Raw genomic sequence first — 20821 nt, forward strand, 5'->3', positions numbered from 1 at the left:
CATCGCGCTTCTGCGCGGCCTTCACGCTCCGGCGCGGGCCAGGTCCGCGAACAGGGTGGGCCAGCCGCCCTCCGAGGAGTGGCGTTTGTGCAGGTCCAGGATCTGGTGGACGGCTCGTTGGAGGCGGGCGCCGAGGTCGGGGCGGGCTGCGATGCCGCCGAGGGCGGCGCGGAGCTCGGGGGTGCGGTTGACCGGGACGCAGTGGAGGAGGTTGGCGGCGAACGGGTCGTCCAGGAAGGGGAGTTCGCGGATGATGCGGAGCTGGGTGTCCGGGGTGGCGCTCGGGACGAACGACCACATCGCCGCCTGCCATGCCTTGGCGATGTCCTTGCGGCGCCCCGAGCCGAGCGGGCTGGTGCGCAGGCGGCGGCCGACGTCGAGGAGGAGGCCGGTGCACTCGTCCTCGGTGAGGGGGGTGTCGCGCCGGTCCAGGAAGGCGAAGTTGCTCACCTTGATGACGGTGTGGGCGTCGACGGGTTCGTGGAAGGCCAGCCGGAGCGCCTCGGGGATGTCGGAGGCGGCGCCGTGGACGCTGTACCACCACACGCACCACAGGCGGGCCTTCCGGCCCAGTTCGCTCTCGCCGTCCAGTGTGCCGTCTGCGCCGCACTGCGCGCGCAGGAGTCGCAGGGCGTCGGCGGGCGGGTACTCGCGCCGCTCGAGCCCCGCTCCGACGAGTTCCACCAGCCAGCCCTGGGCCAGTGGCTCGGTGACGCGGTCGATCCAGCCCGCCAGTTCCGTCCAGGGGAGATCCAGCGCGGTGCCCCTCCGCCGGAGTACGACGAGCAGTTCGGCGAGGGCCTTCAGTTTCGTACGGAGCGGGTGGCTCATCGTGCTGGGACGGACCGGTGGTACGGCGGCGCGCAGTGTGCCGAGGGCCGAGCGGGTGAGGTGGGTGAGTGCGGCGGCGTCGAGTGCCACGCCGTTGACCAGCATGGTCTTCGCCTGCCGGAGTTCGCCGATGCGGACGAGCAGGTCCACCATCATGCCGGCCTCGACCGCGTCCGCGGGCCATTTGTTGTACGGCTCCGACCATGCCGTGACGTCCGGCCCCCTCACGGCGAACCCGCCCGGGAGCTCGTCGAGTGCCGCGGCGGCCTCGGGGACACCGGCGACCGCGCCGCGCACCAGGAGGGACAGCAGGCATCCCGTCGAGCGCCAGACCTGGACGGGGTCGCCGTCGGGCGCCTGCCAGGCGGCGGCCGCGCGGCCGGCCACGTCGGCGACGCGGTGGGCCGGCAGGTCCAGCTGTTCCAGGGCCGTCCGGGCGACCTTGGCACGGATGTGCACGAGTTCCTTGTCGTCGCGGTCGGCGATCGGCATGCCCTGGACGAGCCAGTCGACGAACAGGTCGCGCACGGCTCGGCCGACGGGGTTGTCGGAGTCCACGAGGCGCACCAGGGAGCCGCGGGACAGGTCGGCGACCTGCTCCCTGCGGGTGACCTGGGCGAGGAGGTCGATCAGCGTTGCCGGGTCGGCGTCGGGTGGGCACACGTCCGCGGCGGCGGTGAGCAGGCCGCCGAGGAGGGACCGGTCGGCCGTCGTCGGGCCGGGGGCGGCCGACAGCCGGGGGGCGAGCTCGGTGAGCCGGTCGACCAGCTCGGGGAACGTGAGCGTGCGCAGGGCGGGCAGCTGGACGGAGGTGTGGGCCTTGATCAGCGCGGACGAGACGACGCGGGTGTCGCCGAGCAGGTCGTCCGCCCAGGCGGCCCACCGGCGCGGTTCGGTGTGCGCGGCGCTCGACGCGGCCATGCGCGAGAGGACGTCCGCCGCGTACTGGTGGTTCTCGGCCGCCAGTGCGGCCCGCACCACGGACCTGACGAGCGGGAAGGCGTCCGAGGGGCGCGCGGGGAGGAGTCGGACGAGGAAGTCGGCGAACTCGCCCCGCGTGGACAGTACGTGGCCGCCTTCGGTCGCACGTTCCACGAGCCCCGTCGTACGGACGGCGTCGACGACCTCCCCCGGGTCGCGGGGCAGCAGCCGGTCGAGTACTTCCAGGACGGCGAGCCAGGCGTTGTCGGTGCGGGCCGCGGCGGCCTTGAGGCAGTCGGCGTCGCGGGGCTCGTACGCGCGTCCCGGGGCGGGCAGCAGTTCCAGGAACTGTCGCAGGGCCGGCAGCGTCAGCCTCGGGGAGCGGAGGATGCGCAGCAGGTCGGTCAGCATCTCCTCGGTCGGCAGGGAGCTCTGGGCGCAGACGGACAGGACCGCGCGGCGCAGACCGTACCGGACCGTGGTGCGCTCCTCGTCGAGGTCGTCGCAGATGGTCTTGAGGAGCTTGCCCACCGTCTCCGCCGCGGCGTCGGCGGCGTCCTGCGTCCGGTCGGCGCACAGCCATGCCTGCTCCAGCACCGCGAGCGAGAAGTAGTCCTCGCCGTCGGCTGCCTGGAGCCGCTCGACGAGGGCGCCGAGCCCGGCGGCACCCCGGCCGTGGACCAGGGCGTGGCTCGCGGCGTACTCGAAGAAGGTCTGGTGGAAGAACTGGAAGACGCCGTTCGCTACGTGCCCGACCCCGCGCTTCTCCAGCAGGGCCGCTTCCTCCCTCAGCCGCGCGGCGGTGAGATCCGCCGGCCGCCGGACCCGGTCGATCCACGCCTCGGGGCGGCCGGTCCGCAGCATCTCCAGTGCGAGTGCCACGGCCGTACCACCGAGGTCGCGGTCGTGGTCGGAAGCGTTGCCGCCGGGGTCCCAGGAGCGGCGGTCGCACGTCACCCGGTGGTCCCAGTACGTCTCGTACAGGCCGGTCGTGTCGACCACGTCGGGGACCTGACCGGGCGTGTAGATCTCGAACAGCATGCGCAGGGTCAACGGGCGCAGGCACAACGGGTGCAGGGAGATGTCCCGGGCCACGATCGCCAGCATTCTGCTGATCAGGTCTTCCCTCTCCTGGGGGTCGTTCGTGAAGAACCTGCTGTGCGCCAGTACGGCACGCTCGAACTCGCTCGTGGTGTACGGGCCGGTCCCGGTGTCGGTGGCGTAGTCGCTGAGCGGCAGCCGCCCCCACTCCGGGGGGAGCTCGGCCGCCTCGGACACCCTGGAGGTCACGACGACGGTTGCACCGGCGTCTCCCGCCGCGTGCACGACGGTGACCAGCCGCTCCCAGTCGCCCTCGTTGTTGACCAGCACGTCGACGGTGTCGATCAGGACCGTGACGGTCCGCCCGTCGGCGCGGGCCTGCCCGATCGCCTCGACGAGCACGTCCGGGTCGACCCTGGCGCCTCCGGACGGGCCGGACGGCCGAGAGGGACCGGATGGCCCGGGGACCAGCCAGGTCGCCTTCAGGAAGAAGACTTCCCCGGTGTCCGTTCCGCAGCGGCGCCGGGCCAGGCTCCACAGGATGCTGGTCTTGCCGCACCCGGCCTCCCCGACCACCACGAGGGGGGTGAGGGCGTCGGTGTCCAGCCGGTCGAGCAGTTCCTCCTCCAGGTCGCGGGTGACGTAGAGGCCCGCCGCGAACTGGCTCTCCTGGCCGTCGGCGAACACGGTGCCCGAGACGGTGCCCGCCGATTTGCGCGCACGGTCGCTGAGGAGCCGCAGCCGGGGCAGCGGGTCGCCGGGCCGGAAGCCGAGGACGGACTCGCGGGAGGCGGGGGCCGGCGGCCCCGCCGGAGCGGACGGCGAGGCGCCGAGGGCGGAGGCGAGCCGCGCGGAGGCCTCTCTCAAGTGGTCACGGCCCTGATGCCCGGTGCCGGGGGCGACGTGCGCCTCACGCAGGTCCACGGGCGACAGCAGCGCGAGGCTTCCCGAGGCCTCGCCCTCGACCAGTACGGGCACCAGGCGACTCGGCGCGCTGGCGTGGTCGAAGTCGTGGACGATGTGGTCACGCTCGTCCGTCATGCCGGGGTCGGCGAGATAGGCGGGACTGACCAGGGCGAGGACCTTCCCGCCACCGTCCACGTGCTCCCGCAGCGTGCGGTGCCCCGGCCGGTCGACGGACGGGCCCATCAGCACCTCATGCCCCGAGGCCGCCAGGACGTCGTGGACGAGGTCGGCCCAGGACCGGTCCTGAGGCACCCAGCTCAGCATGACGGCGGGTGCGGCACCGCTCGGTGTCCCGGCGGGGGCGGCACCGCTCAGCAGCCATGCGGGTGCCGGTGGACTCGGATCCAGAATCCCGGCGTGCCGGCTCATCGCCACGGCCCGGGCGATCATGGAGGCCGGAACGCCCTGGTTGACCGCCCCCGCGGCGTAGTGGTGGATGCCGACGAGCCGGCCCCGGAGATCCACGATCGGGCCGCCCGACGACCCGGGCGTGGTGTTCACGTTCTGGTAGCGGATCCTCGTCCCCTGGTCGTTCACCACCACCGGAGCGCTTGTGTACGAGACGCGCACCGGCTCGCCGAGCGGATGGTGCACGACGAACAGCAGATTCGCGTGGTAGAGGTCGTAGGTTTCCCGTTCGAGCAGGTAGTGCCCTCGGGGGCCGGATCCGGAGGGCAGGGACGCAGGACTGTACGCCATCGGTCTGCCGAGCCGCAGGAGGGCGTAGTCCAGGTGCCTCGGCGACGCGTCCCAGGCGAGAGGGGAGGCGTTCCGTTCGGCCTCGGTGGGAGGACTGGAGACGAGCAGCTCCGTCAACCGCGCCCGCATTCCCCGCTCATGGGGTGCGACCTCGCCGTCACCGTAAGGGGTGACGAAGCCGAACCGCGCTTCCATCCCGTCCGGCAGCATCCCCGGTTCCTGCACCGTCCCCAGCACGTGACCGGCCGTTAGCAGGACGTCAGGCGCGACCAGCACGCCCGTCCCCACGGGGCGACCGCCGATCTCCACGCGCGCGACCCGGGCCATCATGTCGCGCAGGACCCGGATGAGGTCCGCCGGGTCGACCAGCCCGGCGCCGGCCCGGGTGATGACTTCCAGCCCGGCCTCGTAAGCCGTATCCCCGTCCTCCTCCAGGCCGGGCCCCTTCCCCGGAGAGGACGCCTCGGCACCGGCCGGGCGCCCGCCAGGCCCCTCCCCCGCCGGGGACGCCGCACCGGCGGGGTCCAGGCCATCGTGCCCGTCGCCCGGCGGGGCGGCGTGCTCAGCGGCCATGCGCGCGGACGATCCGGGCCACGGCCGCGGCGTGCACGGCCACGTTCCGCTGACCGGCCTCGCCTGCGAAGTGCAGGGCGACCGCCTTGCCGGAGTCCAGGTCGATCACGGCCGAGCCGGAGTTTCCGCCCAGGGTCGTGGCGTCGTGGTGCACGACGTCCTTGCCCTGCACCGCGGTGAGCTTCCCACCGGCCAGCCGCTTGCAGTCGTAGACACCGTCGAAGATCCGCTGCTGGTCGCCGGGGTCGGCCCGGGAGTCACGCGCCGGATAGCCGATGACCCCGACCCAGCGGCCCGTGCGCGCCCCGGAGGTGTCGAGCTCGATGGGCGGCGGCGGCTTGCCACCGTCCTCATCGGTCGCGCCGATCCGCAGCAGGGCCACGTCGTGGCTCCCGTCCGGTTCGATCCATACGACCTCGGTGACCCTGAACCGGGACTCCTCCGGCTGCTGGTGCTCCTGGTACCAGTCCAGTTCGGCCCGCACGGCTTTGCCCGTCCAGGACTGCTTGAACGCGAACCCGGCGCCCGCCCCGGACTGGGCCTGCTTGGCGAACACCTCCGCGACATGACGGTTCGTCACGGCCAGCCGGGGGCCGACCATCCATCCGGTTCCCGCCCACTGCATGCGGTGGTTGCGCAGGTCGATACGGCCGACACTGGGGATCGCCCGCTCCAGCGGCCGACGGGCGCGTTCCAGGCGCGCCGTCACGTGCGCACTGGTGGGACGACCGTCCGGCGGCAGCCGGAACGTCGACCGCTGCACCAGGTGCACCGGCCGGGCGAAGCGCTCGATGATCGCCTCCAAGCCCGAATCGCCGGACACCCAGTCCCCCTGGGCCATCCGCTCCACGACCTCGGCGGCCCGGTCGACCGTGAGACCACCGTCCATGCCCTCGAACCCGCCGAGTGCTGTCGCACCCGCAGCGATCTCGTCGAAGCGGTCGAGAAACTCCTGCCGCACCTCGTCGTCGGAGAACAGTTGCCTATAGTCCAAGACTCGGCCCCCTGGCCCTGGTAGGTCGACGGGACGGCGTTCGCGATCCCTGAAGGGGATGATACGAGGGCGCTCGTGGGGCGCGGGAGTGTTCCTGAAGGCCTGGTCCGCGCTGCACGAACGTCCGGGCTGGGTAGTGCAGTTCGTCGGGTAGGCGGTCTTCCACGCGGTGACTGGTGTGGGGCCGAGGGCGGCAGATCCCCGTGGTGTGGAGCCGAGGGCGGTGGATCGCCGCCCTCGGCTCCCGTCCTCCGCGGGGAGAGGTTCGTGCCGCTGACACCATCACCAAGAGGAGCCAACCAGCCACGCGGATTGGCCGCACTCACCGGGCTCAACCCGGCGGAGGAAGAGCTCGCCCGCTGCCTTCGCGAGCTCCACGGCGAGCAGGTCAGGAGGAAAGCTCGAACGGATGACATATGGGGCAAGGAACCGTCCAGACGGCGAGCGGCTGCAGTTGGCGGATCCAGGCACACCGGCATCGATGAACCGAGACGTGTTGACCGTAAGCTCTCGGGGAAAGGCAGGTGCAGCGGACATGGACATCACGGTGCAGTGGATCAGGACGTCCTGGACGAAGCAGTCTCGGGGCGGGGAGGCCGCCGCCCGCAGGAACGCGGCGCCGGTCGGCTTCTCGATCCCTCAGGTCTCCTCCGGGTTTGCCCACTTCGTTCAGATGCACGAGCACGACGGCTTCGAGCCGCGTTCGAACCAGAAGGACCTTCGCGAGATCGGTGTCAGCCTGCGCGACGAAGGCGATCGGCTCCGAGTACTCGCTCGCGTGGAGCCGCTCTTCGGCTTGCCGCCTCGACCGCGCAGGCCCCCGGCAGTTCGCCTGCTTCCCGGACAGTGGGTCCGCTGGCAGTTGAACCACCGGTTCAGCAGTGCCCTGGGCATCCGCGGTTGGTCGTACTGGCTCGACACCTTCAACATCGCCTACGGCCCCGTCGACCGTGATGTCTTCCTGTCGGAGCCGAACGTGATCGTCGACGAATGCGGGCCAGTTCGATAGAGCGGGCTGACAGCGCTCAGAATCGGGTCCGGCAGCTGCTGCCGATGCAGTGGCCGGCCTCCGACCCGACGCCCCTTCCGTTCCTTACCTTCCACCGAGGCTGGAGGAGCCGAGGCAGGCTCCCCGCTCGACGGCCCGACACAGGGGATGGCGGCCGGCCCCACGTCTCCTTGCACCTCGGGCCAACTTCACTCCGTACGGGGCTCAGGCAGCCGCCGACCGCTCGCGCAGCAGCAGTCCCGCAGTCACGGCGACCACCGCCGCAGCCAGCCCGTGGACTCCGTACGCGGTCGCCGCCGGGCCCCCGTGACTCAGCACGATCGTCATGTCGCCGACCGGGACTACGGCCATTGCGGCCATCGCCATCCCGAGCGCTTTGCGCTGCCCGGCCAGCAGCACGAGTATAACCAGGCCGAAGCCGATGTCCCGCATTCCCTTGACCATCAGGAAGCCCTCCCCTCCGCCCTGCGGCCGGAGCGGGACCCCGAACCCTTCGGCCGTCGCCTGCGGGGCCAGGAGAAAACTGACCCCCGTGTAGAGGAGGAACAGGCCACCGAGGACGGCAAGGGTGGTGGCAAAGCGCTTCATGGTCATGGCGGGTCTCCTGAAGTTGTCGTACGGCAGGGCAGGGCAGGGGAGGGCGGGGTTGGGACGGGACAGGGTGGAGCAGGGCGTTACGGGATTCGCGCCGGGCGTCGCATCGCCTCGCGAGCCGTCGCGGAGCCGTCGCGGAGCCGTCGCGGAGGCATCGCGGAGGCATCGCGGAGGCATCTCAGGAGCATTGCTGGTAGCGGCGAGCGGGCAGCGGCTTCGTCAGTTTCGTCTCCCCCGTATTCGAGGCTGCCGATGGGCGGAGCCCTGTGTCCGCGGTCGGCCGAGTGCTCGGCGTCGGGCTCGTCAGGGGCAGATGATGTAGCGGCCGCGGAGGCCGCCCTCGGCGGTGGCCCGGTGGGCTTCGGCGGCCCGGTCCAGGGGCACGACGGCGTGGACGCGCGTCGGGAGGACGCCGGCGGCGGCGCGGGTGAGGAGGCCGGCGAGTCGGGTGGGGTCGGAGGCGGTGACCACGGAGGTGACGGAGATTCCGCGCTCGGTCGGGGGTTCCAGGCCGGGTCGGAGACCGACGTAGGCACCGCCGTCGCGGACAAGTTCCACGGCCCGGTCGTTGAGCTGTGCCGCGTCGACGACCGCGTCCCACTCCGGCTCGGCCTGGGCCGTGAAGTCGGCACCGAGGCCCCGGACGAACTCCTCGTCGCCGGCGCGGGCGAGCCCGGTCACCCGCCAGCCGCGCTCCTGGGCCAGTACGGTGACGTTCGCCCCGACCGCCCCCGCGGCGCCGGTCACCAGCAGCCGGGTGGCCCCGGTGGGCGCGTCGCCGAGGAGGTCGACGGCCCGCGCGGCGGCCAGTCCGTTGAGGGGGACCGTGGTCGCGGCCAGCAGGTCCAACCCGTCGGGGACCGGGACGACATCGGCCGCCGCGACCACGATCTGCTCGGCGTAGGTGCCGTAGTCGCGGTCGAAGCCGACCACCAGGCCGGCCACCCTGGTGCCGACGGTCAGGTCGACGCCCGGCCCGGCCGCGTCCACGACACCGGCGAACTCCCATCCCAAACCGGTGTGTTCGGGCTGCTGGACGAGCCCGATCGCGTGGAAGAAGCCCGCCGCCACGCCGAGGTCGGTGGGGTTGACCGTCGCCGCGGCGATGGCGACGCGGATCTGACCGAGGCCGGGCTCGACGGCGGGAACGTCGATGACCTCGATCGAGTCGGGCCCGTTCGGGACGCGGACGACGGCGGTACGGAAAGTGGCAGCACCCATGGCTTTGTTCCCTTGCGGTGGGGTGATCGCTTCCGAGACCCATGCTGGTTTCGTTAACCTCCGCCCGTAAGAAGGCACTTGAAAGTGCGTAACCCCCCTTGCCGACCGAAGGGACGAGCGATGTCGACACGGACAGCGGCCCAGCACCGGGCCGAGGCGAAGACGAGCTACAACGCGTTCATGGAGGGCTGCCCCAGCCGCCAGCTACTCGACCGGATATCCGACAAATGGGTTGCGTTAATCCTCGCCGCCCTCGGCAGTGACGGCCCCCACCGACCCGGCATCGCCCACGAGGACGGTCCCCGGTCGATGCGCTACTCCGAACTCTCCCGCCGACTCGCGGGTGCCAGCCAGAAGATGCTCACCCAGACCCTGCGCTCCCTGGAAGCCGACGGCCTGGTCACCCGTACCGTCACACCCACCGTGCCGGTCACCGTCACCTATGAACTGACGGAACTCGGTCTGTCCCTGAACCACGTCATGGCCGGCCTCAAGAACTGGGCCGAAGCGCACATGACCGAAGTACTCGCCCACCGGGAGGAGCACCATCGCGCGTCAGCCGAACACTGACCACTTTGCTCATCGAACCCGGAACAAGACGAACCGAAGTGGTTTCGGCGTTCCTTGAGTTGGGTCCACGTGCCCTGTCGCGGTACGTGCGCCAGGGGTGCTGCCGGGCGGGTTCACCAGGCCACCGGCGGAGGAGTCAGTGCCTTCCCCTAGCATTCAGGCATGAGCATGATCGGCGAGTACGCCCGCCTGACCCCTGCCGAACTCGATCGCGCTGTCCGCGACCCCGATTGGGCCCAGGAGTTCGTCGGCGAGCTGATCGAGGCAGAGCTGGATGAGGAACCCGACGTGTCCCAAGCGCGGTGCCACGATGTCGACAAGGCGTGGGACGCCCTGGACTTCCTGCTGCGTCGCATCACCTTTCCTGTCGACGTCATCCACGGCGAGGAGGAGCTTCCCCAAGCCGAAGACTGGGGCTACGGACCGCCCCGCTACCTCACCCCCGAACGCGTCCGTGTCGCCGCCGAGGCGCTCGCCGGCACGCCGCACCGTGCTCTGACCGAGGGCGTGGGTCCGGCAGACCTTGCCAAGGCTGACATCTATCCCCACATCGTCTGGGAACGCGGCGAATCGCTGGACTACGTCACCAGCCACTACCAGGAACTGGTTCCGTTCTTTCAAGCGGCAGCACGCGCCGGTGACGCCATGCTCGTCTGGCTCGACTAAGGGCTGCCCCGTAAAGATCTTCGAGTCGGTGGTTCCGTGATCGGTTGCTGCTCACTTGGCTCGTCCACCAGCCGAGTGCGAGGTCGGACGGGTGCGCGATTCCGCTCATCGCGTGATGGACGCCGTCGCCCTTCAAGCGACAGTCACAGGGGATCTTCCAGGTCTTCATGCGGGCGGAAACGTGAACGAGGTGGCGCCGGTGGGCGGCCGGGCCACTCGACCACCCACCGCGGATCGACGAGGGCACCGGAACCCTCGTGTCCTGTCCGGTCGCCGATCCGGGTCTGAACCCGATCCGGGGCCTGAACCCGATCCGGGGCGACTCCCGTCCTCAGAGAAGACCGGACGACGTCTCCTTGCCAAGACGCACCTGCAGGGCTTCTTGGGCGAGCGCGAGCGGGATGAGGTTCGCATCGGCCAGGCCGTAGACCTCCCCGTGGATCTCATCGGAGAAGGGCGTCAGGCCGCCGTCATTCCTGTAGTAGCCCGCGTCCATGGCCTTTCCGATGCCGCTGTTCGTCGAGGAGACACCGAAGCGAAGGTTCTTCGGACTGTTCGAGACCGTGGAGACCAACTGGCGGAACACGGCCTGTGTCTGACTGACCGGCTGGTTCCTCAGGGTCACGAACTGGTCGATGGCGGTCTGTACGTCGCTGCTAGGAACGCAGGCCCGGAAGAAGTTCAGCGTGGCCTGTTGGTGAGCCTGGTTCGTGTGGTTGTAGCTCTGGGCGGCACTTGTGAGGATCTTCGCTATGTAGTGATCGGACAGCCGATGGTTCCGGGACATGGAGACGCCGGCCGGGGTCGCTCCCACGCCACCGTTGGGACCGGTGAAGTTGTTGTGTCCCCACTGGTCGTAGGGGTTGAACGTTCCGCCCTGCGCCTGGATCTCCTCCGCGCGGAGCTGTGCTCCGGGTGAGGCGAGGGCTCCGGTCTGGTACGGGAAGATCTGCCGTGTGGCGGCGTCCGGGATGTTCGGCCTGCTATAACCCTGCCCGTAGTTGAAGTTCGGGTTTCCAGCAGCGATGGTCTGCTGGTTGAGGTATTGCAGCTGTTGCTGCATCTGATCCTGCCGCTCCTGTTCCAGCTGGGCCATCTGCTGCGGGGTCAGCCGGGGGCGCCCCATCATGCGTTGGACCGCCGGATGGGCGGGGGTGGATCGCGCCTGGCCGGTGGAGGCGGACTCGGGGGCCGCGGCGGTCCGCGGCTCGGGGTCGCGGGCCATCACCTTGCTCGCGTTCGCGTCAGCCTCCCGTTCGAAACGGTCTGCGGGGTCGCTGATGGACAGGCCCGAACCGTTGTCGCTGCCGGAGACAGGCCCCTGGCGTTGCTGGATGACGTGGGTGAGCTCGTGGGCCAGGGTGTGCTTGTCGCCACCGCCCTCGCCGAGGACGACGTTGTTGCCCGAGGTGTAGGCGCGGGCACCGATCTCGCTCGCAGAGGCACGGGCGGCGCTTCCGTCGTGGACGCGGACGTCGGAGAAGTCGGCGCCCAACCGGGCCTCCATTTCGGCGCGCAGCGGTGTTTCCAACGGTCGCCCGGTCCCGAGCAGCACCTGGTGCACGGCCGACCGCTGCACGGCGGGTCCTTCCATGGCCTCCTGGCGGCCGCAGCCCGCACCGTGCTGGTGCTGCTCCGCCGCCTGGGGCTGGGCGTAAGGATGGCCGGCGAGCTGGAGCGCGCGCACCACGGCCGCGTTCCCGGCGGCACGCTGGAGGGCCAGAAGCCCCGCGGGACCCATGGGCTCGGGCCCCCTGGGGCCGGGCGGCCTCTTCGCGGGGGCATGACGTACTTCGTGCTGGTGTGACATCGGTGAGCTCCGGGCGTAGATCCAGCGGGCAGTCGCAGGATCGCCTGACCGGACGGCGGGGGAAAGGCGCGGGAAGGCAGTGTGACGGGCACCCTTCGTTGCCCTGCCGCCCCTGCGCCCGCAGCGACTCGGAACCATCTACGGGACAGCCCTTAGCCACGGCTATCGCCGGGCACCGCCACCAGAAATACAAAGTCGAACTGCACAGATCTGAGCCGATCAGCCCCTCAGGCCCCCCTGAACGGGATCATGCAGTAGTAGACGATGCCGGGATCGAAGGCCAGGTACCCCTTGGCCTTGTCGCAGTAGCTCCAGTAGCTCCATGAGCTCCATGAGCTCCAGTAGCTCCATTCCATGCCCCGCGGTCAGCGCAGAGTTCGCGCCGACCGCGGAGTTTCGACGTTGTCGGTCTCCGGCAGGTCACGTTGCCCGTGAAGGTCAGACCACGCCGGCCGCAGAGCTGCTCAGGGCGGCGACGATCTCCTCGTCCTCGAAATCGCCGGTGGGCACGAAGCCCAGCGAGTTGTACAGGGCTGCCGCGGGTGCGTTGTCCGGGTGGTAGGAGAGGCGGATCTCCCGGCAGTCCGGAAGCGCCGCGAGGTGGCGCAACACCGCTCGTACCGCCGCGCGACCGATGCCCTTGCCCTGCTCCTCGGCATCGACGATCATGCCGCCGATCCAGTGGGTGCCCTCCTCGTCGTCATGGGCCCACATGACATGACCGACGACCTCGTCGCCTGCCCGCACGGCAAGAGAATTCCAGAGCCCGTCGCGCAGGGAGAGCAGCAGATAGCGCGCACCGAGAGCGGCCACGAAGCGGCGCTGATCGTCAGCAGGGGCCACATCCGCGACGCTCCTCCAGTTCTCGTCGGATATTTCCTCGAGCACCACACGCCGACCTTGACGGTCAGAGAAACCCATGATCATTTCCACTCTTTCGTCTGACATCACGTCATCATCCCCCGGCGACAGACAGCTTCCTCATCAGCCCGACAGGCTCCCCTGGACGCCCTACGCGTCCTGCACGCCGTACTGACCCTCGGCAGGGCCACTCCCCACGTGCGCTGGCAACGGCGAGGAAGCGCGGTCAGGCCCTCGACGGCCAGGAGGCCGCCTCTCTGCGGCGCGGGAGGTGCCGGAGAGGGACCTTCTCTTGTCGCCGATGACAGGTAGGCGATCCCTGCCCAGCCTGGAAGGCGTCGCTTCATGCCGGGATTCCCCCAGAGACGTTCTCCAGCTGGGTTGTTAAGGAGCGGACTTCCGCCGACTCCGCTTCGCCCACTCACACCCTTACAGCACCGCACCGGACAACAGCGCCCACGCCAGCACACCTCGGGTGATGCTGTCGTCCTCGACGATCAGGGCCACCAGCACCGGAACAAGCACCAAGAGATACCCGTGCGGGCTGTTCCGCCAGTCCCTCTCGTTTGTCATCCCCCACCTCCCTGCCGCACCCCAACGCGAGCGTCAACACCACACGTCGTGCCCTACCAGACCACAAGCGGCACGCTGTAAGGCAGGCGCCCTCCTGACCCGATCACGGAGGACGTGAGCCTTTCCCTCCCCAGGAACAGGCACCTCGTGGTCAACGCAGTCTTTCAGGGGCACCTCACCTTTCTCGCACTTGCCATCGCTGCACCGTCAATCCAGCCGCGTTCGAGGCATTCGGCACCACACAGGGCCGGCTCGACTTTGCTCTCTTCGCGCCATTCGACCTGTTCGCCGCCCTTGCCACCAGGCGGCCCGTCTTCAGTGCCGCACTCGGCATCGTGTTCACCGCGGTGGTGGAGACGGCTCAAGCGACCGCGCCGTTCATCAGCCGCCTCTGCGATACCGATGACCTCGCAACCAACACCGCCGGCGTACTCGCCGGCGCGGCGTTCGGGGCGCTCGTCTGCCGCAGGACGCACTACGGCACGCCCCTCGCTCGGGCCGCGGTCAAACGCACCGCCATCGCCGGAGTCGCCCTCTCATCACTCGTCGCCGCGACCTGGGTCACCACCATCGAGCCGGGGCGCGCCATGCCGCCGGCCTCGGATCCCGCCGCAGCGCCCGAACAGGTTCGGGCGCTCAACGCAGAGCTCAAGCGGGCTTCTGGGGACGCGTACACCATCGAGAAGGCTGAAATCATGAACAACGCCGACGGCCCCAGAACCGTCAGCGCTCCCCTACCAGGTGGCTTCACCGAACTGACCTGGCCGGACCGCGAGAAGATCACGGTTCACTTCACTCCCACCGACCAGGGCGAGGGATCCCACGCCTACTGGATTCCCGACGCCAGCCGTCCCCTCATCACAGCCGCGGAAGCCCGACAAGTCGCCACCCTCTTCGCGCAGAGATACGCACCCTGGGCCCTGCGCGTTTCCAAAGTCACGGCCTCACCAGTGGACGCAAGCGAGAAGAACCTCGGCTGGCTCGTCGAACGGCGCCGCTGGCACGGCAATCTCCTCATGCCCATGCGCTCGAGCATCCTTCTGGAACCTTCCGGCCGCATGACCGACCTCGTCGCCCGACATGTCGACGACCCCAAGGTGCCCCGAGGCCTCGTCACCGAGGAGTCGGCGTGGAAGTCCTTCGAGTCCCACCACAGACTGCAACACGGCGAGGCCAGGCGCGAGGCGCCCGTCTATCTGGTCGAGCGCCAGGAGGGCGAATGGCGCGTCCACTGGCGGCTGTCGGCTCGCCAGGCGGACGCCCTGCTGTCGGCCACGCTGGACGCCACCACCGGTGAGGTGGTGAACGCATCGACGATTCCTGTGTCGGGGGGGTGCCGCTCCTGCGGCTGAGGGAGAACTGATGCCCTGATCACCTGATCGCTCATAGCGCTGCCGAGCACTACACGACTGACCTGCTTCACTCGCTTCAAAGGCGGCAGCCGTAACTGCGCAGGGATCTCCCAAGAGCCGCGAGCAGCCGACGATCCCTGACTTCCGCGCTTTCGCCGGCACCACTATCGAAACCAGAACCGGCTCCGGACACGGCTCCTACCGCCTCGCCTCGAACGGAGCGCGGACCGAAAGTCCCGCGAAGGCCGGCCGACCTCTGCCGGCTCTACTCGACGGCCGCCCGGTCCAAGCATCATCAACCCGTCCCCGTCAGGTAATCGCAATCTGCCGGACCATCACTGACAGATCCAGTAGCTGTCTCGCACTGGATGCCTACGCCGCCCACCGGTCGGGCGCGTCACCACGACGGCGCCAACTTCGTACGAGACCTGGTCGCCCGCCGATACGAGTAGCGGCCCATCCAGTTCGACCTGAAAGCCAGGGCGGAGCAGAAACTCACTGACCAGCAGCATTCGCGGAGCGGGAGTGACCCCATCAAAGTTCACACGCACCGATCAAGTATCCCGAGGAACACGTACGGGAGCGACACGTTTCCCGTCATGCCCCGGTCGCGCAGCAGCATCTCCACGCGCCATCGAGTCACCGCGGAGTCGGCGGCCCCGCGGGACCCCCGCGGAGCCGGGCCCGCCGCCGCAGATGCGGGGAGCGGGTAGTGGCGTCGGGCCATAGCTTCTCGTTTGGGTCAGTAAACGCAACCGGCCTTCGAAGTACGCTCAGCCTGGTTGCCGGACTGCGCTGTCAGGTTTCGTGCGGGCGAACCAGGTCTGCGTCTCGCCTGCGGTGAGGACGCGGGCCAGCTCCGCTGTGCCCGGGAGGTGTGGAAAGAACCGGTCGGCGTTCCAGCTGCGCTGGTAGAGCGGGTCGTCGAGCACGAGCAAGCGGCGGTCCTCGATCACGGGAATGTCATCGGGCAGGCCCTCGTTCCAGATCCGGTCGCCGTTCGGGGCCAGAAGTTCGAAGGCGCCTGTCGCAACCGCCTGGGTAGGCCCCTTGGCGGGCTCGGGGTCCGTGGCCAGGCGGACGCTCTCCGCTGACGGTTTGGTGCCGGGGATGTGGCCGCCGCCGATGAGGACGTGGGCGAGCAGCGTGTGCAGCTGGAAGTTGTCGCCGATGCCGCCGATGCGCACCTCGAAGCCGGTGCCGGTGGGCCTGTGCAGCACGACGAGGGGCTCATCGTCCAGAACCGCCAACGCATACGCCAGACATTTGAGGTCATGACGCCCCAGGGCCATCAGCGCACGGCAGGCGGGGAGCAGCACGGATGCGTGTCGACGGCGGACCTCGGCACTGCGGCACAACACGGCAAGCGCCGACGGCTGCCACTCCTCGACAGCGCACCATGCCAGCGCCAGCCGCGTGGCCTCGAACGCGTCGCCGCCCAGACGCGCCAGCAGGGCGTCATCGATGACTTTCCCGTCCGGCTCTGGCAGTTCGTCCGTAGCTGCGGCCCCGACGGCGGCGGTGGCGGTCCAGCGACGGGCGAACTCCAGAGCGTCGAGCAGGTCCTGGTGGACGCCGTCGAGGATCGGTTCGGCGCAGGCCACCGGATCGGCCCCGTGCTCGACGCAGTAGCCGGCCGCCATCGCCAGCATCGGTCGGGGACCGTTGGACGGGAAAGCCGGGAGCAACGCGGCCAACCGCGGCCCCGCCAGAACGCGCTCCGGGTCCGATGCCGACTGCACATCGTTCATCACTGCGGTGAAGGCACGCTCAGTGCGGTCACCGTCGCGTGCGGCGACCGCCTCCTCCAGCTCGGACACGCCGGTGGTGAGGTCCGATGCCTTCCGCTTCCACTTGAAGATCACCGGCACACCTTAGGCCCGTGACCTGCTCGTCGTCATCAGGCCAGGACCGAACCGTTCCGATCTCCCGGACTTCTGTCTACTCAGCGTTTTCCAACCTGGTGTCTGTGATGGTCAGGAGGTAGGCCGTCGTCGCCCTTCACCACGCCTCGACCTGGGGTTGGAAAGGCTCACTTACGGCTCCTCCGGCAGCCCGACGGCGGCATCACGCTTTCCGCCGCAGTTCATCACTCGGGCTCACCCGGCCGGCTGGTCGTACCAGGCCGTATCACTCCTCGTCGCCGGCTTCCTTCTGCACGCCGGAGTCCTGGACACGCTCACCAAGCTGAAGGAGGAACCCGTACGCGTTCATGCGCCCCTCGATACGGACGAAGTACGAGCGACTTGAACACGTGAAGATCTCGCGCCGACGGACCTTCCAAAGGTCGTACTCAAACGTCGACGCTGCCTGGAGCAGCGCAGCCTCCGCCTCCTCCGCACTGCCATCGAATTCAGCGACAGTCCGGGCATTCCGACTTCGCCCTTCCGAGATGCCGTCGACAGGTATGGCCAGCACGATCCAACGGGACACCGGTTTCCCTCCCCCCTGGCACCGTCAAGCACGGCGCAAGCGAACTCAGTGTCTCAGGTCATCAGCGCTGCTGATCTGCGACAGCCACCTGTCGTCGCGGGACGCACACATCTGCCGGGATTTCCGACCTGCTCACCGCACCGGGACATCCTCCGCGACACAGACCTCGGCCAACGCTGCCCTGCGCCCACGAACACCGTCAGGACCAAGTGCTGGGACCGTTCGAGCTCGACAGAAGCCGTTGCCATACCGATCATGGAGTCTGTCGATCGAACGGAAGTCTCGATCGGGTGATCGTGGGCCATGCTCGATATGAGAGCAGGGCCTGGCGGTATGCGGGGAAAATCCATGGGAGCGGACGGCCGCGCGCTGCTACGGTCGGGCGCCATGAGCTGGCTTCCCGATGACTTCGTCCACCCCGTCCTGGTACCGCTGCCGGGTGGTAGTCACCACCTGCGGCCGATCCGGGAGGCGGACACCCCGCTCGACTATCCGGCTGTGATGGGTTCGCGCGAGCGCCTGTGGACCATCTTCGGTCCGGCCTGGGGCTGGCCCTCGGCCACCATGACCTACGAGGCCGACCAGGCCGACCTGTTGCGGCACGAGAAGGAGATCGCCGCGCACCAGTCCTTCAACTACGCACTGTTCGACGCGGCGGAGACAGTTCTGCTCGGCTGCGTCTACATCGACCCGCCGGAGAGGGCCGGCGCGGACGGCGAGATCTCCTGGTGGGTGGTGGACGAGCTGGTGGGCAGCAAGGTCGAGCAGGCTCTCGACGCACTGGTGCCGCAGTGGATCGCCTCCGACTGGCCGTTCGAGCAGCCGCGCTTCCTCGGCCGTGAGATCTCCTGGTCGGACTGGCTCGCCCTGCCGCAGCACCCCGACACGTAAGTGATTGTTGCCCGTACCGATTGGGATCTCGTGGCGGCCTGCTGATGCGGCTGCACCGCATGCACCGCGACACCACCCTCGCGTGGGCCGGCGGCGGCTACACCGGCGGCCTTGTCGGCTGGTGCAGGGACAAGCTTGCTCTGACCTTGGAAATCGTCAATCGCACCGACGACATGGCAGGGTTTGTGGTGCTGCCGAGGCGGCGGGTGGCAGAGCGCACGTTCGCGGGACTGTCTACTGTCTACGGGGAGACAGCCCCGCCGTTCTCATGACACCAGGTAAGCAGCGTCACTTGGCGGCCCTTGGCCTCCCGCGTGATGGGTTCGTCGTCGGTGAGCCGGAAGCCGGTCGTGCGGGCGACAGCCACGCTTCGGAGGTTCCCGGGGTCGATGCGCAGCAGCACGCGCCTTGCGCCCAGTTGGCGACCGGCGTAGTCAGTCAGCAGCCTGACGGAGCGTGAGGCCAGGCCCTGTCGCCGGTGTCGGCTGCCGACGCCGTATGCGAGTTCCACATCGCGCGCGTCGAGCTGGCAGCGAAAGAGGAGTGCCTCACCACGCGGCAGTTCGCCGTCAGTGGTGATCGCCAGTTGTGCTGTCCTGCGGCCGTTTTCCCGGCCTTCGTGGGCCTTGGTCAGGTACTCGCCCGCCGCGGTGGAGTCGAACGGGGAGGGCACCGGGGTCCATCGGTCCATCTCGGGGTCGTCGTAGAGCTCGATCAACGCCGACAGGTCCGCCTCGGTCCACTCCCTCAGCAGTATCCCGTCTCCTGGTAACCGAATGCTTGACGGCAGGACGATCTCTCGTCGGGTGGGCATGTACCCGATCTTGCACGGTCAGTGGGTCGAACTCCAGAGCAGGCAAGGCCTCAGGTCGGATGCCACGTTCGACTGTCCCTCCGCGCAGGCCACGCACCCCTACCTATCTCCAGCATGCGTTCGGCGTCCTCCGGGACCCAGGGGAAGGGCACGTCGGGCCATCGCGCGGCGGCCCATGCGTCGAGAACGACGGCGAGAACGGCGTCGATGATCTACGACGGCACGGCACCGGCCGACTCCGACGTCCCGCGTGCCCCTCGTGTACGGGGACGATGGAGTTCGCGGCACATCTGGAGGAAGGGGTCTCCGCGCGGACCGTGATGAACCTCGGCGGCCGGCTGAGCCACGTCTTCGTCTGCCGCGCTTGCCGCGAAGGTGCCCTCCTCACGGACTGCGCTCACCGGGGGTACGGCTGTCGTAGGCGGATGAGAGTCTGGACCTGTGTTGATCGAAGGATACGGAGACGCCCCTGTCAGCCCGGGCGAGGAGCTGCTGGCCCTGCCGGGCTTCTGGGCGGCCTACTTGATGTGGCTGAGTCAGACGGAGGAGTACGACCCGATTCCGGAATGGTTCGGCGTCGACGGGGCGGACGCCGACGCGGCCTGCGATGCGCTCGGCCACGAGGATCATTGGCCTGTCTTTCGGATCCCGTTTTCCGACGGCCACACCGCGCTGGTCCTCGGACGCAACTTTCCCGACGATCCGGAAACGGAGTACCTCGTCACCCACCCGGAGTGGGGGCGGCACGGCCACCTGGCCAGCGTGAGCGGTCACCAGGCCGGCCCGGGCTTGTCATGGCGAGAGCTCCTCCACATCACCCGCACACCCGACCTCGACGCTCCGGGGGTCCACGCCGAGTACGCACGCCTGCTTCTGCTGCTGCCCGCGCTCGGCGACGAGGAGTTGCCCGGCGACGCCGCAGCCGTGGTCGGCCAGGCGTTGGCGGAGGCGGGTGTCCCCGCAGCCATGGCCCCGGGTCTCGCGGAGGCGCTTCTGGAGGACCACCCGTTGTGGGAGCCGGCCGAATGGACACTTCCCGCCGCTTCCCCGCTCTCCGCCGGCGAGGAGCCCTTCCTCGGGATCCTGCACTGTGACGGGTACATGAGTCCTCGGTGCGGGACGCGCCTCGCCCGGGGCATCACCCGGGAGCAGAGCGACCGCCTGGCCCGCGCGCTCGGCACCTGGGCCGACTGAACAGCAGGCCCAGCAGGCGGTGAGGGCCGTCGATCGCGTACGGAAGAGGGGGCGGGGTGCGTCACACAGTTGGTGGGAGTTCCCTGGACATCGCTACCGCCTTCCATGCTTCCGCTGCCAGATCCAGGTATCCGGCGCCTTCGGATTCCCCGGCGACACTCTGCGCGAGCCGAACTCCCTCTTGGTTCCGGCCCAGTCTCATGGTGGCCTCGGCGCGCAGGAGCCTGGTGCGCAATCTGTCGTGGAAGGTGAGGAGGCCCGTGTCCTCCGCGGCCGCCGCTTGTGTCAGAGCGTCCGCCGGGCGGCCTTCCACGAGGTGCACGCGGGCGGCCACGGCCGTGAGTTCGGCGTGATGGATGGGGTCTCCCACATGGCGGAGGGCCTCTGCGGCTTCCTGGAGCCGGCTGTGGATCTCGGGAGAGGAGGGCTCGGGGCAGCGCAGTTCGAGGGATGCCGCGGCGAGTCTCAAGCGCGCCCAGCCGAGCAGGTCGCGTCGGCTGTCCATGGCGGACAGGGCGTGTGCGATCAGCTTCCTGCCTTCTTGGAAGAGTCCCTGTCGGATTCTCACACCGGAGCACGTCCAGTACGCCTGGACCGTGAGTTCCGAGGGGGCGTCCGCGGCCAGGTGCAAGACGTCGAGGATTCGTGCGGCGGCCTGCGCCAGCAGGCCGGCCTCGGTTTCCGCGGCGATGAGGGCCAGGCGGACGCTCACGCCGAGGGTGTGGGTGCCGGAGGGGGACCCGTCGACGAGGGAGAGGGCTTCCTGGGCGGTAGTACGGGCTTCGGCGATGCCGCCCAGCTTGCGTTC

The 20821-nt window shown here is 69.4% G+C and carries 18 protein-coding genes and 2 pseudogenes; 7 read left to right on the plus strand and 13 right to left on the minus strand.

All coding sequences use genetic code 11. From position 1 onward, the window contains the following. Positions 1-21: 21 nt before the first annotated feature. Together ACIQFX_RS38040 and ACIQFX_RS38045 are read right to left on the minus strand one after the other, a co-directional pair. Positions 22-5031 (minus strand): trypsin-like peptidase domain-containing protein, encoded by a 5010-nt coding sequence (locus tag ACIQFX_RS38040; protein ID WP_402472924.1) that lies wholly within the window; start codon positions 5029-5031, stop codon positions 22-24. After that, entirely contained in the window at positions 5021-6025 is a 1005-nt protein-coding gene (locus tag ACIQFX_RS38045; RefSeq protein ID WP_402472927.1) for a trypsin-like serine peptidase, read from the minus strand. The genes ACIQFX_RS38040 and ACIQFX_RS38045 overlap by 11 nt, the downstream gene beginning before the upstream one ends. A gap of 535 nt (positions 6026-6560) precedes the next feature. On the opposite strand from ACIQFX_RS38045, the gene ACIQFX_RS38050 reads away from it, so the two are divergent. After that, complete coding sequence (locus ACIQFX_RS38050) at positions 6561-7034, plus strand: hypothetical protein (protein WP_402472930.1); 474 nt, start codon at positions 6561-6563, stop codon at positions 7032-7034. A 204-nt stretch (positions 7035-7238) separates the two neighbouring features. On the opposite strand, the gene ACIQFX_RS38055 is transcribed toward ACIQFX_RS38050, so the two are convergent. Both ACIQFX_RS38055 and ACIQFX_RS38060 read right to left on the minus strand, forming a co-directional pair. Next, complete coding sequence (locus tag ACIQFX_RS38055; protein ID WP_402472932.1) at positions 7239-7628, minus strand: DUF4267 domain-containing protein; 390 nt, start codon at positions 7626-7628, stop codon at positions 7239-7241. Positions 7629-7931: 303 nt separating this feature from the next. Continuing rightward, positions 7932-8849 (minus strand): NADP-dependent oxidoreductase, encoded by a 918-nt coding sequence (locus ACIQFX_RS38060; RefSeq protein ID WP_402472935.1) that lies wholly within the window; start codon positions 8847-8849, stop codon positions 7932-7934. Between the two features lie 120 nt (positions 8850-8969). Between ACIQFX_RS38060 and ACIQFX_RS38065 the strand changes: the two genes are divergently transcribed. Then, a complete protein-coding gene (locus ACIQFX_RS38065; protein WP_402472937.1) occupies positions 8970-9419 on the plus strand; it encodes a winged helix-turn-helix transcriptional regulator in 450 nt (149 codons plus the stop codon). 162 nt (positions 9420-9581) lie between these two features. Beyond that, on the plus strand, positions 9582-10085 hold the full coding sequence (locus tag ACIQFX_RS38070) for a YfbM family protein (protein WP_402472940.1): 504 nt from the start codon (positions 9582-9584) through the stop codon (positions 10083-10085). A 73-nt stretch (positions 10086-10158) separates the two neighbouring features. On the opposite strand, the pseudogene ACIQFX_RS38075 reads toward ACIQFX_RS38070, so the two are convergent. The 5 genes and pseudogenes from ACIQFX_RS38075 to ACIQFX_RS38095 all read right to left on the minus strand — a co-directional run. Next, positions 10159-10284, minus strand: a pseudogene (locus ACIQFX_RS38075) (IS5/IS1182 family transposase); the annotation flags it as partial. Between the two features lie 132 nt (positions 10285-10416). Beyond that, positions 10417-11826, minus strand: a complete 1410-nt coding sequence (locus tag ACIQFX_RS38080) for a DUF4157 domain-containing protein (protein WP_402472942.1) — start codon at positions 11824-11826, stop codon at positions 10417-10419. A gap of 296 nt (positions 11827-12122) precedes the next feature. Then, the gene (locus ACIQFX_RS38085; RefSeq protein ID WP_402472944.1) at positions 12123-12251 is read right to left on the minus strand and encodes a hypothetical protein; all 129 of its coding nucleotides are present in this window, start codon (positions 12249-12251) and stop codon (positions 12123-12125) included. A gap of 82 nt (positions 12252-12333) precedes the next feature. Further along, positions 12334-12822 (minus strand): GNAT family N-acetyltransferase, encoded by a 489-nt coding sequence (locus tag ACIQFX_RS38090; RefSeq protein WP_402472947.1) that lies wholly within the window; start codon positions 12820-12822, stop codon positions 12334-12336. Positions 12823-13185: 363 nt separating this feature from the next. Then, positions 13186-13329: a hypothetical protein gene (locus ACIQFX_RS38095; protein ID WP_402472950.1), complete on the minus strand. Its 144-nt coding sequence runs from the start codon at positions 13327-13329 to the stop codon at positions 13186-13188. A 266-nt stretch (positions 13330-13595) separates the two neighbouring features. Between ACIQFX_RS38095 and ACIQFX_RS38100 the strand changes: the two are divergent. Beyond that, a pseudogene (locus tag ACIQFX_RS38100) lies at positions 13596-14681 on the plus strand (VanZ family protein); the annotation flags it as partial. A gap of 773 nt (positions 14682-15454) precedes the next feature. Here ACIQFX_RS38100 and ACIQFX_RS38105 read toward each other — a convergent pair. After that, entirely contained in the window at positions 15455-16546 is a 1092-nt protein-coding gene (locus ACIQFX_RS38105; RefSeq protein WP_402472952.1) for a hypothetical protein, read from the minus strand. 265 nt (positions 16547-16811) lie between these two features. After that, complete coding sequence (locus tag ACIQFX_RS38110) at positions 16812-17114, minus strand: hypothetical protein (protein WP_402472954.1); 303 nt, start codon at positions 17112-17114, stop codon at positions 16812-16814. Positions 17115-17501: 387 nt separating this feature from the next. On the opposite strand from ACIQFX_RS38110, the gene ACIQFX_RS38115 reads away from it, so the two are divergent. Together ACIQFX_RS38115 and ACIQFX_RS38120 are read left to right on the plus strand one after the other, a co-directional pair. After that, a complete protein-coding gene (locus ACIQFX_RS38115; protein ID WP_402472956.1) occupies positions 17502-18005 on the plus strand; it encodes a GNAT family N-acetyltransferase in 504 nt (167 codons plus the stop codon). A 44-nt stretch (positions 18006-18049) separates the two neighbouring features. After that, positions 18050-18277, plus strand: a complete 228-nt coding sequence (locus ACIQFX_RS38120) for a hypothetical protein (RefSeq protein ID WP_402472959.1) — start codon at positions 18050-18052, stop codon at positions 18275-18277. Here ACIQFX_RS38120 and ACIQFX_RS38125 read toward each other — a convergent pair. Further along, positions 18247-18819, minus strand: a complete 573-nt coding sequence (locus tag ACIQFX_RS38125) for a GNAT family N-acetyltransferase (RefSeq protein WP_402472962.1) — start codon at positions 18817-18819, stop codon at positions 18247-18249. The two genes, ACIQFX_RS38120 and ACIQFX_RS38125, sit on opposite strands and share 31 nt — an antisense overlap. A 441-nt stretch (positions 18820-19260) precedes the next feature. On the opposite strand from ACIQFX_RS38125, the gene ACIQFX_RS38130 reads away from it, so the two are divergent. Continuing rightward, positions 19261-20013, plus strand: coding sequence for a hypothetical protein (locus ACIQFX_RS38130; protein WP_402472963.1), 753 nt, complete (start codon positions 19261-19263; stop codon positions 20011-20013). Positions 20014-20074: 61 nt separating this feature from the next. On the opposite strand, the gene ACIQFX_RS38135 is transcribed toward ACIQFX_RS38130, so the two are convergent. Next, positions 20075-20725, minus strand: a complete 651-nt coding sequence (locus tag ACIQFX_RS38135; protein WP_402472965.1) for a hypothetical protein — start codon at positions 20723-20725, stop codon at positions 20075-20077. Positions 20726-20821: the final 96 nt, after the last annotated feature.

It is taken from the genome of Streptomyces sp. NPDC093089, assembly GCF_044754405.1.
In the GTDB taxonomy this organism is placed as follows: domain Bacteria; phylum Actinomycetota; class Actinomycetes; order Streptomycetales; family Streptomycetaceae; genus Streptomyces.

Bases quoted from the DNA above. Each gene is read 5' to 3' on its own strand.
- ACIQFX_RS38065 (WP_402472937.1), top strand. From the start codon at position 8,970: ATGTCGACACGGACAGCGGCCCAGCACCGGGCCGAGGCGAAGACGAGC.
- ACIQFX_RS38060 (WP_402472935.1), bottom strand. From the start codon at position 8,849: ATGGGTGCTGCCACTTTCCGTACCGCCGTCGTCCGCGTCCCGAACGGG.
- ACIQFX_RS38090 (WP_402472947.1), bottom strand. From the start codon at position 12,822: ATGATCATGGGTTTCTCTGACCGTCAAGGTCGGCGTGTGGTGCTCGAG.
- ACIQFX_RS38085 (WP_402472944.1), bottom strand. From the start codon at position 12,251: ATGGAATGGAGCTACTGGAGCTCATGGAGCTCATGGAGCTACTGGAGC.
- ACIQFX_RS38070 (WP_402472940.1), top strand. From the start codon at position 9,582: ATGAGCATGATCGGCGAGTACGCCCGCCTGACCCCTGCCGAACTCGAT.
- ACIQFX_RS38050 (WP_402472930.1), top strand. From the start codon at position 6,561: ATGGACATCACGGTGCAGTGGATCAGGACGTCCTGGACGAAGCAGTCT.
- ACIQFX_RS38080 (WP_402472942.1), bottom strand. From the start codon at position 11,826: ATGGGTCCCGCGGGGCTTCTGGCCCTCCAGCGTGCCGCCGGGAACGCG.
- ACIQFX_RS38040 (WP_402472924.1), bottom strand. From the start codon at position 5,031: ATGGCCGCTGAGCACGCCGCCCCGCCGGGCGACGGGCACGATGGCCTG.
- ACIQFX_RS38120 (WP_402472959.1), top strand. From the start codon at position 18,050: ATGCGGCTGCACCGCATGCACCGCGACACCACCCTCGCGTGGGCCGGC.
- ACIQFX_RS38115 (WP_402472956.1), top strand. From the start codon at position 17,502: ATGAGCTGGCTTCCCGATGACTTCGTCCACCCCGTCCTGGTACCGCTG.
- ACIQFX_RS38095 (WP_402472950.1), bottom strand. From the start codon at position 13,329: ATGACAAACGAGAGGGACTGGCGGAACAGCCCGCACGGGTATCTCTTG.
- ACIQFX_RS38055 (WP_402472932.1), bottom strand. From the start codon at position 7,628: ATGACCATGAAGCGCTTTGCCACCACCCTTGCCGTCCTCGGTGGCCTG.
- ACIQFX_RS38125 (WP_402472962.1), bottom strand. From the start codon at position 18,819: ATGCCCACCCGACGAGAGATCGTCCTGCCGTCAAGCATTCGGTTACCA.